The organism is Zeaxanthinibacter enoshimensis, from assembly GCF_004362865.1.
In the GTDB taxonomy this organism is placed as follows: domain Bacteria; phylum Bacteroidota; class Bacteroidia; order Flavobacteriales; family Flavobacteriaceae; genus Zeaxanthinibacter; species Zeaxanthinibacter enoshimensis.
The window spans coordinates 1027752-1040409 of sequence record NZ_SNYI01000001.1; the positions used below are offsets into that span (position 1 = coordinate 1027752).

Here is a 12658-nt window from a genome sequence, read left to right on the forward strand (position 1 = left end):
CCTTTTTTGTGCATGGTGTTTGTTTATATTTGCCTTTCTGATCCGAAGACTATGCAGGTCACCACCAAAGCTATTGTTCTTTCCTCCCTTAAATACGGCGACAGCAGTTTGATCGTAAAAGCTTTCACGGAATCTGACGGCCTGAAAACTTATCTGCTTAAAGGGGTGTTATCCTCCCGTAAAGCAAAGATTAAAGCAGCCTATTTTCAGCCCCTGATGCAACTGGAAATTGTGGCTTACCACAAGAACAAAGGCACCCTGGAACATCTGAAAGAGGTACATGTAGCCTATCCTTACGAGAGCCTGCATACCCGTATGGACAAAAGTGCCATCTGCCAGTTTCTGGCAGAAGTCCTGGTGCACAGCCTTCAGGAAGAAGAAGAGAATGTCCCGCTTTTCAATTATCTCCAGGCCTCGCTGCAGTGGCTGGATACCCATGAACAAGCGGCGAATTTTCACCTGCTTTTTTTGCTCGAATTAAGTCGGTATCTCGGTTTCTACCCGGACACCACAGCGGATGAATACCCGTATTTTGACCTTGTGGAAGGCCTCTTTCTCCGGGACGCTACCGGGAACCTCCTTTTGTCAGGAGATGAATTATCTCATTTTAAAGCCCTCTTAGGCATAAATTTTGATGCACTTCCAGAGATAAAACTAACAAAAACCGAACGAAAGGATCTGCTGCAAATTCTCTTACAGTATTTTGAAATACATTTGCACGGATTCCGAAAACCCAAGTCGCTTGCTATACTCAATGAAGTTTTCAGTTAAATCCCGTGTAATACCCTCTCTCATTCTTATGCTGATGTGCGCCTGGGTAAGGGCACAAGAGATCATTATCCTTGATACCGACAGCCGGGAACCGGTTATGAATGTTGCGGTGTTTAATGAAGATAAATCCAAGACAGCTATCTCTGATATCGACGGGAAGGTAGACCTCCGTCTTTTTTCATCACAGGAGCGAATTACTTTCAGGCATATCGCCTACCAGACTAAAAAGAGCCTGAAATCAGTAATCCTGAGACAGGGACGCCGGGTATACCTGACTATGAACGCAGAACAACTGGACGAAGTGGTGATGTCGGTGTCCAAATGGGAACAGCAGAAGAGAGATGTGCCCCAGAGAATTGTTTCCGTGGATGCGAGGACGATCGCGTTTTCCGCTCCCCAGACTTCTGCAGACCTCCTGCAGCAAAGCGGGCAGGTATTTGTCCAGAAAAGCCAGTTGGGAGGGGGAAGTCCTATGATCAGGGGATTTGCCACCAACCGACTGTTATTGTCGGTAGACGGGGTTCGCATGAACAATGCAATATTTCGCGGGGGAAACATTCAGAACGTGATCTCCCTGGATCCTTTTACGATAAGCAGTACCGAAGTTATATTCGGGCCTGGCTCTGTCATCTATGGTAGTGATGCCATAGGGGGCGTAATGAACTTTTATACCAAGAAGCCGGCTCTTGCCATGGCGGACAGCCTGCAGGTCCACGGCGCGGCTCAATACCGGTTTTCTTCTGCTAACATGGAGCAGACGGGGAATGTAGAACTCAACCTGGGAGGAAAGAAATGGGCTGCACTCAGCATCATCAGCTACAGTGATTTTGGAGACCTGAGAATGGGGGAACACGGTCCTGATTCTTACCTGCGGGAGCAATACCAGGTACGTGTAAACGGCCGGGATTACGTGGTAGCCAACCCTGATCCCGGAACACAAGTGCCCTCCGGTTACGATCAATGGAGCCTTATGCAGAAGTTCGCTTATAAACCGAATAATTACTGGCAGTACGACCTGGGGTTGCACTATTCAGAAACCTCGGACTACGCCAGGTATGACCGGCTTGTAAGACCCACGTCGGATGGACAGGGACTCAGGTCTGGCGAGTGGTATTACGGTCCGCAACGGTGGTTTATGGGGAATTTCCAGGCAACCCAGAAAGGACAGGGGGCGTTTTACGATGGACTGAAAACTACCCTGGCCTACCAGCGATTTGAGGAGAGTCGCTATGACAGGAACTTCCAGGATGAAATCCTTTATCAGAACCTGGAGCAGGTAGATGCACTTTCCGCCCAACTGGACCTGGAAAACAAAAAGATAGGAGACCTCCGGCTCTATTACGGGGCGGAATATGTTTATAACAAGGTTGGATCCAGCGGTTACCTGGAAAATATAGAGACAGGGGAAGTAGAGAATGGTCCGAGCCGTTACCCTGATGGATCTACCTGGCAATCTGCAGCAGCTTACCTGAGCGGGGAATACCGCGCAAGGCCCAACCTGACGATGATGTCCGGGCTGCGCTACAGCCATATCTGGCTGCATTCAGAATTTGACAGGAGCTTTTACCCTTTTCCGTTTGAAGAAGCAAACCTGAGCAATGGCGCAGTTACCGGTAGCCTGGGACTGAGTTGGTTCCCCAAAGAGCACCTTCAGCTAACTTTTAATACGTCTACAGGTTTCCGTTCTCCCAATATTGATGATATCGGGAAGGTGTTCGATTCTGAACCGGGATCCGTGGTAGTTCCTAATCCCGACCTGAAACCCGAATACGCCTATAATGTGGAGATGGGGATAATGAAGAATTTCCACGACCGCCTGGTCCTGAAAGGAACTGCTTTTTACACTTACCTGGATGACGCCCTTGTACGGCGCGACTTCTCTTTCGACGGGCAAAGCGAGATCGAGTACAACGGGGAACTCAGTAACGTCCAGGCTATACAGAATGCAGCGAATGCATACGTCTATGGGTTCGAGTTTGGGATGGAGGCATTCCTGGACGAACAGTTCTCCCTTAAAAGTAACCTCACCATTACAGAAGGCACGGAGGAAGAAGAGGATGGATCTGAATCAGCTTCACGGCATGCGGCACCAACCTTTGGTGACCTGCACCTGTTATGGGAAGTGAATAGTTTTAAAGCCGACCTGTTTTTAAACTATAACGGGGAGATCGCTTTTGAAGACCTTTCGGTCTCAGAACGCAGCAAGGATTACCTCTATGCTTCTGATGCAGATGGTAATCCCTACTCGCCTTGCTGGTATACCCTGAACCTGCGCACCCGTTACCAGCTCAATGAAGCAGTACGGGCCACGCTGTCTCTGGAAAACATTACGGATCAGCGTTACCGTTCCTATTCCTCAGGTATCGTTGCACCAGGCCGGAACCTTATCCTGTCACTTGGTTATTCTTTCTGACCCGTTGGGGTGATCAGTGATCGTCCTCGTGGATTTCTTCATCGATCTCTGCTTCGATCTCTTCCCCGGTCTTCTTAGCTGCTCTTTTGGTCTTATCCCAGGCCTTTTCCCCGGACTCCTCGAGTTTTTCCCCGGCTCTCTCTGCCTCGCGAAGGGCTTTTTCACCTGCTCTTTCCAGGTCGTCACCGGCTCTCTCCATATCCTCCCCGATCTCTTCTATGGTTTTTCCTGTCTCCCGAGCGTTTTCAGAACAGCTGTCACAGGATTGCAGGTATAAAAATGGTAAGAGGGAGAGAATGATCAATACTTTTTTCATGATTAGGGTTTTTGAGTGTTGTTAATCGGCTGTTATGCAGGTCTGTAGGGTGAAAATCACCCCTGAAAACCCCCGGAACAACCGTAAACACGGTGTTAATGATTTCTAAAAAAATAATGCATTTTATCGAATGTTTGGATGTTTTAACACTTTTTTAGAAGGGTAAAGTGGCAGATGGTTGTTGTATGGGTGAATGTTTAAAACTAAAAATTCACAACTATGAAGCATTATTTGAAACCTACAGCTTTGGTATTGGCATTAACTTTTTTCGCGGTATCCTGTAGTAAAGATGAAAACGATGGTGGAGATGCTGGAGCGCAATCATACAACACCACTTATAAAATAACAGACGCTCCGATTGATAACGCCAATGTGGAGGCTGTATTTGTCACCATTACTGATGTAAAAGTAGACGGGCAGTCGCTCGAAGGTTTTACAGCGACCACCGTAGACCTGAAAGCCCTGGTAGACGGTCGTACGGAAACCCTCGGTAACCTGGATATGAAAGCCGGGACCTACTCTGATATTAAACTGGTGTTAGACTTCGAGAAGGATGTAAACGGGAATGCTCCCGGGTGTTACGTCGAAATGGCAGATGGCACCAAGGACGAACTGACCGCTGCCTCTAATACGATTACCGTTAATGATGCATACGAAGTTTTCGCAGGCGCAGAGAACGAAGTGGTTCTCGATTTTGACCTTCGTAAGACGATCAAGGAGGAGCAGGGAACAATGAGTTCTGATTTTGAATTTGTTTCGATGTCAGAGATCAGTGGAGGAATCCGTACGGTTAACGCCGAAATTACAGGTAAGATCAACGGTACTGTGAACGACAGCCAGAATACTTCTGACAAGATCATAGTATATGCTTACGAGAAAGGTACTTTTGATGCTGAAGCGGAAACAAGAGGTAGTGGTGAAAGCCAGGTTACCTTTTCTAACGCGGTAACCAGTAGTACTGTAAGCGGGCTAACCAATTCCTACAGCCTGAATTTCCTGGAGGAAGGTGAGTACGAGCTGGTATTTGTCTCATACACAGAGAACGAGGGGAGTTTTGACTTCAATGCACTGTTAGAAGCGGAGTCTTCTACCGGGCTAAACCTTGGTGGAATCAGTGTGACAGGAGCTTTACAAGTGAGTGCTAACGTCACCATTACCGGAACACGATAGTCAATTATTTGAATTAGTTATTAATAAGCCCCGTCTATCGGGGCTTTTTTTGTATGCTATCCCCCGGAATTTGGGCAATTTTCATTAATTTTGCAGACTTTAAACAGCGCTTATGAAATTTACGGAATATAAGAGTTTGGACTTACCTAAGGTGGCCGATGATGTACAATCTTTCTGGAAAGCGCAGCAGATATTTGAGAAAAGCATCAGCAGCAGGGAAGGAAAGGAGAGCTATGTCTTTTACGAAGGTCCCCCTTCTGCTAACGGGAAACCGGGGATCCACCATGTAATGGCAAGGACCATCAAGGATATCTTTCCACGCTACAAGACCATGAAAGGTTTCCAGGTGAAGCGTAAGGCAGGATGGGATACCCATGGCCTGCCAATCGAATTGGGTGTGGAAAAAGAATTGGGAATAACCAAGGAAGATATCGGCACCAAAATTTCCGTAGAAGATTATAACGACGCCTGCCGTAAGGCGGTGATGCGCTATACAGATGTGTGGAACGATCTCACTGAAAAGATCGGGTACTGGGTAGACATGGACGATCCTTACGTGACCTACGAACCCAAATATATGGAAACCGTTTGGTGGTTGCTGAAACAGATCTATGACAAGGGCCTCATTTATAAAGGCTACACCATACAGCCCTATTCCCCTAAGGCAGGTACCGGGCTAAGCTCTCACGAGTTGAACCAGCCGGGAACCTACCAGGAAGTAACAGATACAACCGTCACCGCGCAATTCAAGGCTGTTAAAGAAAGCCTTCCTACCAGGTTGAAGGAACGGGAAGGGGATATATATTTCCTCGCATGGACCACTACTCCCTGGACCCTTCCGTCTAATACGGCCCTGACGGTAGGACCGAAGATTGAGTATGTACTGGTGCGTAGCTTTAACCAGTACACCTATGAACCTATATTGGTAATGGTTGCCAAAAACCTGGTTTCCCAGGTATTCTCAGGCAAGTTCGAAGCTGCCACGGAAGAGGAAGTCTTTGGTAATTTTACACCTGAAACTAAAAAAATTCCCTACCAGGTAGTTGATTCGTTTACCGGGTCAGAACTGGTTGGTATCCGGTACGAGCAGTTACTGCCTTATGCACTGCCTTACCAGAATGCTGAAGATGCATTCCGCGTGATCGCGGGTGATTTTGTCACCACGGAAGACGGTACCGGGATCGTACACACTGCACCCACCTTCGGGGCAGACGATATGCAGGTTGCCCAGAAAGCAGAGCCACCTGTACCCCCGATGCTGGTCAGGGATGAGCACGGCAATCCTGTCCCCCTTGTAGACCTGCAGGGGAAATTCCGGCCCGAATTACAGGAGCTTGGCGGGAAATACGTGAAGAACGAATATTACGAAGAAGGTACAGCCCCGGAGCGCTCTGTGGATGTAGAGATCGCTATCAGGCTGAAAGAAGAGAACAAGGCCTTCAAAGTTGAGAAATACGTGCATACCTATCCCAACTGCTGGCGTACTGACAAACCTATCCTTTATTACCCTCTGGATTCCTGGTTTATCCAGGTAACCGAGATCAAAGACAGGATGTGGCAGCTGAACCAGGAGATCAACTGGAAGCCCAAGGCTACAGGAGAAGGACGGTTTGGGAACTGGCTTGCGAATGCAAACGACTGGAACCTCTCCCGTTCCCGTTACTGGGGTATCCCTTTACCGATCTGGAGAACAGAAGACGGAAAGGAAGTGAAATGCATAGGCTCTGTAGCCGAACTGAAAGAAGAAATGACAAAGGCAGTCTCGGCTGGCCTGATGGAAAAAGACATCTTTGAAGGTTTTGAGCCGGGGAATATGGATGATGCCAATTATGAAAGGATAGATCTTCATAAAAATATCGTGGACCAGGTTATCCTGGTTTCCGATTCTGGCAAACCGATGCGCCGTGAAAATGATCTTATCGACGTTTGGTTTGACAGTGGTTCCATGCCTTATGCCCAATGGCATTATCCCTTTGAGAACCGGGAACTGATAGACCAAGGCACGACTTTCCCTGCAGATTTTATCGCAGAAGGGGTAGATCAGACCAGGGGTTGGTTCTATACACTGCACGCCATAGCCACTATGGTATTTGATTCTGTAGCTTACAGGAATGTAGTATCTAACGGTCTTGTTCTTGATAAGGAAGGGAAGAAAATGTCCAAGCGTTTAGGGAACGCGGTAGACCCTTTCGAGACCATGAAAGAACATGGCCCCGATGCCACCCGCTGGTACATGATCTCTAATGCCAATCCATGGGATAACCTCAAGTTTGATGTGGATGGTATCGTTGAGGTGAAACGCAAGTTCTTCGGAACACTGTATAATACGTATGCCTTCTTTGCGCTCTATGCCAATATAGATAAGTTTACGTATAAAGAAGCCGATATCCCATTAAGCGAAAGACCGGAAATAGACCAATGGATCCTTTCGGAACTGCATACGCTGATCCGGGAAGTGGAAAATGCTTACGAATCCTATGAACCTACCCGTGCGGCAAGGGCGATCTCTGACTATGTACAGGAAAACCTGAGTAACTGGTATGTAAGGCTCAGCAGGAGGCGGTTCTGGAAAGGAGATTACCAGCAGGATAAAATATCCGCTTACCAGACTTTGTATACCTGTCTGAAAACAATTGCCCAGTTAGGAGCGCCTATCGCACCATTCTTTATGGACAGGCTTTACAGTGATCTTACTGCAGCCACGGTGAGCGACAGGGAAGAGAGTGTTCACCTTACTGATTTCCCGGTCTATCAACCGGAACTGGTGAATAAATCCCTGGAAAGTAAGATGCAGAAGGCACAGCAGATCTCTTCACTGGTGCTGTCGATCAGGCAGAAAGAGAAGATCAAGGTAAGACAGCCACTGCAGAAGATCATGATCCCTGTGCTGCACGAAACACAGCGGCAGGAGATAGAGGCGGTAGCCGACCTGATTAAATCCGAGGTGAATGTGAAAGAGATAGAATTACTGGATGACGCTTCGGGAATATTGGTGAAGAGCATCAAGCCTAACTTTAAGGTGCTGGGCCCCAGGTTTGGAAAAGATATGAAAAAGGTTGCCGCAGCCATTGCAGCCCTGGACCAGGAGGACATCCAGAAAATTGAGCAAATAGGCGAAATAAATCTGGAGATAGATAATAAAAATGTTATCTTACAGTTAAATGAAGTGGAGATTACTTCCCAGGATATAGAGGGCTGGCTCGTGGCCAGCACCGGCTCAATTACCGTAGCTTTAGATATTACAATAGACGAAGACCTACGAAAAGAGGGGATCGCCAGGGAATTGGTCAATCGTATTCAGAATCTCCGGAAAGAATCAGGATACGAGGTAACCGATAAGATCGATGTTAAGATCCTGAAAGATGGGTTCGTGGAAAAGGCAGTGGAGAGCAATATTAATTATATTAAATCTGAGACCCTGACTGCCGAACTGAACATGGAAGAAAAATTGGATCAGGGGACAGAAATTGCCTTTGATGAGGTTAATACAAAATTATATATCCAAAAACACTGAGTTATGGAAAAGGATACAAAAGTGCGCTATAGTGATAAGGAGCTCGAGGAGTTCAGAGTGCTGATAGAAGAAAAGATAGAAAAGGCAAAGAGTCATCTGGATCTGCTGCGCAGTTCATATATGAACGATGGAAATAATGGTACTGATGATACCTCACCAACCTTTAAGGCTTTTGAAGAGGGTTCGGAAACTATGAGCAAGGAAGCGAATACACAGCTCGCTATCAGGCAGGAAAAGTTTATCAGGGACCTTAAAAATGCATTGATGCGTATTGAGAACAAGACCTACGGTATCTGCAGGGTTACCGGCAAACTCATTAACAAAGAGCGTCTAAAGCTGGTGCCGCATGCCACCTTGAGCATCGAAGCCAAGAACATGCAGAAATAAGTGTTAAAACGTCCCCCGGGACGTTTTTTTTATGTTATGAAAAACTGGTTGATCCTTATCCTCTTCCTGTTGGCCGGTTTTTTGCACGCCCAGAAACAGGTAGCTAAATCCCTGGATGCAAAAGACATCACCTACCTGTTGGTCGATGCGAACAACGCCTACCGTGTAAATTTAAGTACGAATAATTCCGGAATGATCCGGGTCTCCGCGCTGAGCGAGGGCGAATACCAGTCTGTCCTGGCATTGCATGTTGAAAAGGAAGGGGCTACCGCAAAAGTGGCGACGGGATTCCAGCCCAGCTTCCGGTTTCCCAATGATAAGCTGGGTGCTCACAAAGTAATTTCGGTTTCCCTGGAGATCTCACTTCCCCAAGGCATAGAGGTAAAGGTTTATGGGAAGAGTAGTAATGTACGTGCCACGGGACTTTTTCGGAACCTGGAAGTAGTACTGTCGGATGGCAACTGTTCACTGGAGGATGTGAAGGGAACGGTGAAGGTGCAGACCCAACAGGGGGATATCAGCTTACAAGCTGCTGAAGGTGTGGTGGATGCAGAAAGCCGATATGGGAAAACTGACCCCCAAGAATTCCCTGAGGGTGACAACCTTTTTTTCCTGCGCACAATCTCAGGGCATATCAGCCTGTTTAAAAAAGAATAATCCCTATTTTAGCGCCAATTATACCAAACTGAATGAACTTAAGGAAATCCCTGCTGCTTATTGCCATAGTGCTGCTGGTAGACCAGATCAGTAAAATTTATATCAAGACCAACTTTATCCTTGGTGAATCTGTCACTGTATTCAGCTGGTTCAAAATACTTTTTATTGAGAACGAAGGTGCGGCCTGGGGTACTAAACTCAGTGATATCCTGCCTGTTTCGGACAGTACCGGCAAACTTATCCTTACAGTGTTCCGGCTATTCGCGATCGTTGGTATCGGGTACTGGTTGTATGATATCATCCGGAAAAATGCATCCCGGACCCTGATCATTGCTGTATCCCTGATCTTTGCCGGGGCTTTTGGTAATATTATAGACTCCCTCTTTTACGGGATGATCTTTAACGACAGCAGTAACCAGGTAGCTACCATTTTTTCTTCAGAACCCTACGGGGGACTGTTCTATGGGAAGGTTGTAGATATGCTTTATTTCCCGATCATAGATACTCGTTGGCCGGAATGGGTCCCGGTGGTGGGCGGTCAGATCTTCCGGTTCTTTGAACCTGTCTTTAATATAGCAGACACTGCGATCAGTACCGGTGTAGGTATATTGATCGTATTTAATAAAAAAGCTTTCGGTTCTGCCGAGGATCAGGAAGTAAAATCGTAGATCTTTTCCGGGGTGACACAGTAATCCAAAGGAATATCCGTTTTTTGAACATCTGAGATCAATGGAGTTGCTTCAAAGAGTGACAAACCTATTTTCACGGTTTCCGGCCGGCATGCAGCCAGGAAGATGTCATAAAAGCCCTTGCCATATCCTACCCGGTGTCCCCTTGTGTCGAATGCCAGTAAAGGGATGAATACCACATCGATATCTTCTACAGGAACCTGCAGCCCCTTAACGGGTTCGGGAATATTCCATTTGTTTTTAACAAGCTTGGTACTGTCTGTCAGTAAAATGTGCTGTAACTGGTTTTGATCTCCCATCCGCGGGATGACGACATCCTTGTCCCTGCCTTGAAGTAATGTCAGGATATAGGAGGTATCTATCTCTTTTTTCTCCGCGATCTGCAGGAAGAGATGATAATACTGGTGGTCCCATACCGGAATTTTGAGCAATTGATTAGCTATAGAAAGACTGGCTTTATCCAGTGTTTCAGGATCCATGCTCAACCTGAGTTTGGTGTATTGATTCCTAAGCCCTTTTTTTAACATGAGAGGGAGGGAACGGGTGTGGGATGGGGAAACTTATTTTCGGATGTTAGTCTTTGGCCGCAACGGCAAAGTAAATTTTAAAGAACAGCATTAACATCAAATACATGCCCAGTGTTATTAAATAGTTATCCATAGATTAAGGTTTTTGACGTTAGAAAAATAATCAAAAAATTCAATTCTACTCCATAAAGAGCACATTTTTCTCGATAAACAACACATTTTTAATTCAGATTTAACAATTAGGACCATCTGAGAACTGGTTTTAAGCCATAAATGCTGATCATTGGTCCTGGTTTCGGGAGCATTAATTCGCTCTGTTTTTGATCGTCTTTTAACGTTCATAATAACAGCTTTAAAAGCACGAAGGAGAAGACAGAACTAAATTCTTTGTGGTTATATTTGTAAGACACTACCGAGTTGAATGCCCGAAATCCCAATTGATATCCAAGTGAGTACGCTCCCGGACAGCCCGGGTGTCTACCAATTCTACGACAAGGATGGTAAGATCCTCTATGTGGGTAAGGCAAAGAACCTCAAGAAACGGGTGGCATCCTACTTCAGCAAGACCCATGCATATGGCAAGACCAAAGTTATGGTCAGGAAGATTGACACCATTCGGCACATCGTGGTGCCGACAGAGTCAGACGCGCTCCTTTTGGAGAACAACCTTATCAAGAAGTACCGTCCCCGTTACAACGTCCTGTTAAAGGATGACAAATCCTATCCATGGATCTGTATAAAAAAAGAACGCTTTCCCAGGGTCTTTCCCACCAGGAAGCTGATCCGTGATGGGTCCGAATACTATGGGCCCTATACCAGTATGAAAACAGTAAAGACGCTGTTAGAACTGGTGAAAAGTGTGTACCCGCTGCGTACCTGTAACTACGATCTCTCTGAAGAAAAGATACAGGCCGGGAAATACAAAGTATGCCTCGAGTACCACCTGGGGAATTGCCTGGGGCCATGTGAGGGGTTGCAATCCGAGAAAGCCTATAACCAGCAGATCGATGATATCCGGCAGATCCTGAAAGGGAATTTCAAATTTGCCCTGCAGTACCTTAAAAGGGAGATGAAGGCGAAAGCTGATGCCATGGAATTTGAAGCTGCTCAAAGGTTAAAGGATAAGATAGACATCCTCGAGAACTACCAGGCAAAAAGTACCATCGTTAACCCGAAGATCACCAACGTGGATGTCTTCTCCATCATATCAGACGAGGCCTTTGCCTATGTCAATTTCCTTCAGCTTGCACATGGAGCGATCATCCGTTCGCATACCATAGAGCTCAAGAAGAAGCTGGACGAATCTGATGAGGAATTACTTACCCTGGCGATCACCGAAATACGTCAGCGTTTTGCATCCCAGTCCAGGGAGATCTATGTGCCGTTCCCGGTAGAGGTTCCGCCGGGAATAAAGGTAACCGTTCCCAAACTGGGCGATAAGAAACTGATCCTGGACCTCTCGGTGAGGAACGCCCGGTTCTTCAGGCAGGACCGCTTTAACCAGATCAAGATCATAGACCCGGACCGGCACACTAAGCGTATCATGGCGCAAATGAAGGCCGACCTGCGTTTGTCTGAGGAACCAAGACATTTGGAGTGCTTTGATAACTCCAATATCCAAGGTACCAACCCTGTTGCTGCCTGCGTAGTCTTCAGGGATGGCAAACCATCCAAAAAGGAGTATCGCCATTTTAAGATAAAAACGGTGACCGGACCGGATGATTACGCTTCCATGGAAGAAGTGGTATTTCGCAGGTACCGGCGCATGCTGGATGAAGGAGAAGAATTGCCGCAACTGATCGTGATCGACGGTGGTAAAGGACAGCTGTCGGCAGCGCTAAAGAGCCTTGAAATACTGGGACTAAGAGGAACTATCGCGATCATCGGCATTGCCAAGCGCCTGGAAGAGATCTATTTTCCCGATGACCCGGTTCCCCTGTACCTGGATAAGAAATCGGAAACCCTGAAGATCATCCAGACTGCCAGAAACGAAGCACACAGGTTTGGAATTAAGTTTCACCGGAACAAGCGCAGTAAAACCGCAATTTCTTCCGAACTTGAGGCCATAGATGGCATAGGTGAAAAGACCGCCAGTGACCTGCTGAAGAATTTCAGGTCGGTCAAAAGGGTCAAGGAAGCTTCTTTTGAAGACCTGTCCCGGGCCATCGGCAAGGCCAAGGCCAGGATCGTTTATGATCGTTTTCATTAATTTAA

The 12658-nt window shown here is 46.8% G+C and carries 10 protein-coding genes; 8 read left to right on the plus strand and 2 right to left on the minus strand.

All coding sequences use genetic code 11. From position 1 onward, the window contains the following. Positions 1–51 precede the first annotated feature (51 nt). Both recO and CLV82_RS04525 read left to right on the plus strand, forming a co-directional pair. The gene (gene recO, locus CLV82_RS04520; RefSeq protein WP_133643092.1) at positions 52–771 is read left to right on the plus strand and encodes a DNA repair protein RecO; all 720 of its coding nucleotides are present in this window, start codon (positions 52–54) and stop codon (positions 769–771) included. A 34-nt stretch (positions 772–805) separates the two neighbouring features. Further along, the gene (locus tag CLV82_RS04525) at positions 806–3184 is read left to right on the plus strand and encodes a TonB-dependent receptor (protein ID WP_243744141.1); all 2379 of its coding nucleotides are present in this window, start codon (positions 806–808) and stop codon (positions 3182–3184) included. Positions 3185–3197: 13 nt separating this feature from the next. Here CLV82_RS04525 and CLV82_RS04530 read toward each other — a convergent pair whose 3' ends face one another. Beyond that, positions 3198–3500, minus strand: coding sequence for a hypothetical protein (locus CLV82_RS04530; RefSeq protein WP_133643094.1), 303 nt, complete (start codon positions 3498–3500; stop codon positions 3198–3200). 219 nt (positions 3501–3719) lie between these two features. Between CLV82_RS04530 and CLV82_RS04535 the strand changes: the two genes are divergently transcribed. The 5 genes from CLV82_RS04535 (at position 3720) to CLV82_RS04555 (ending at position 9896) form a co-directional block, all read left to right on the plus strand. After that, positions 3720–4670, plus strand: coding sequence for a DUF4382 domain-containing protein (locus CLV82_RS04535; protein ID WP_133643095.1), 951 nt, complete (start codon positions 3720–3722; stop codon positions 4668–4670). Positions 4671–4782: 112 nt separating this feature from the next. Further along, a complete protein-coding gene (gene ileS, locus CLV82_RS04540) occupies positions 4783–8184 on the plus strand; it encodes an isoleucine--tRNA ligase (RefSeq protein ID WP_133643096.1) in 3402 nt (1133 codons plus the stop codon). Positions 8185–8187: 3 nt separating this feature from the next. Next, complete coding sequence (locus CLV82_RS04545) at positions 8188–8571, plus strand: TraR/DksA family transcriptional regulator (RefSeq protein ID WP_133643097.1); 384 nt, start codon at positions 8188–8190, stop codon at positions 8569–8571. 36 nt (positions 8572–8607) lie between these two features. Continuing rightward, the gene (locus tag CLV82_RS04550) at positions 8608–9228 is read left to right on the plus strand and encodes a DUF4097 family beta strand repeat-containing protein (protein WP_133643098.1); all 621 of its coding nucleotides are present in this window, start codon (positions 8608–8610) and stop codon (positions 9226–9228) included. A gap of 32 nt (positions 9229–9260) precedes the next feature. Further along, positions 9261–9896: a lipoprotein signal peptidase gene (locus CLV82_RS04555; protein ID WP_133643099.1), complete on the plus strand. Its 636-nt coding sequence runs from the start codon at positions 9261–9263 to the stop codon at positions 9894–9896. Here the strand turns inward: CLV82_RS04555 and CLV82_RS04560 are convergent. Further along, on the minus strand, positions 9878–10444 hold the full coding sequence (locus CLV82_RS04560; protein WP_133643100.1) for a 5-formyltetrahydrofolate cyclo-ligase: 567 nt from the start codon (positions 10442–10444) through the stop codon (positions 9878–9880). The genes CLV82_RS04555 and CLV82_RS04560 overlap by 19 nt on opposite strands. A gap of 421 nt (positions 10445–10865) precedes the next feature. Between CLV82_RS04560 and uvrC the strand changes: the two genes are divergently transcribed. Next, positions 10866–12653, plus strand: coding sequence for an excinuclease ABC subunit UvrC (gene uvrC, locus CLV82_RS04565; protein ID WP_133643101.1), 1788 nt, complete (start codon positions 10866–10868; stop codon positions 12651–12653). Positions 12654–12658: the final 5 nt, after the last annotated feature.

Excerpts from the sequence above, each read along its gene's own strand:
- CLV82_RS04545 (WP_133643097.1), top strand. The coding sequence starts at position 8,188 with ATGGAAAAGGATACAAAAGTGCGCTATAGTGATAAGGAGCTCGAGGAG.
- CLV82_RS04530 (WP_133643094.1), bottom strand. The coding sequence starts at position 3,500 with ATGAAAAAAGTATTGATCATTCTCTCCCTCTTACCATTTTTATACCTG.
- CLV82_RS04525 (WP_243744141.1), top strand. The coding sequence starts at position 806 with ATGTGCGCCTGGGTAAGGGCACAAGAGATCATTATCCTTGATACCGAC.
- uvrC (WP_133643101.1), top strand. The coding sequence starts at position 10,866 with ATGCCCGAAATCCCAATTGATATCCAAGTGAGTACGCTCCCGGACAGC.
- CLV82_RS04550 (WP_133643098.1), top strand. The coding sequence starts at position 8,608 with ATGAAAAACTGGTTGATCCTTATCCTCTTCCTGTTGGCCGGTTTTTTG.
- recO (WP_133643092.1), top strand. The coding sequence starts at position 52 with ATGCAGGTCACCACCAAAGCTATTGTTCTTTCCTCCCTTAAATACGGC.
- CLV82_RS04560 (WP_133643100.1), bottom strand. The coding sequence starts at position 10,444 with ATGTTAAAAAAAGGGCTTAGGAATCAATACACCAAACTCAGGTTGAGC.
- CLV82_RS04535 (WP_133643095.1), top strand. The coding sequence starts at position 3,720 with ATGAAGCATTATTTGAAACCTACAGCTTTGGTATTGGCATTAACTTTT.
- CLV82_RS04555 (WP_133643099.1), top strand. The coding sequence starts at position 9,261 with ATGAACTTAAGGAAATCCCTGCTGCTTATTGCCATAGTGCTGCTGGTA.
- ileS (WP_133643096.1), top strand. The coding sequence starts at position 4,783 with ATGAAATTTACGGAATATAAGAGTTTGGACTTACCTAAGGTGGCCGAT.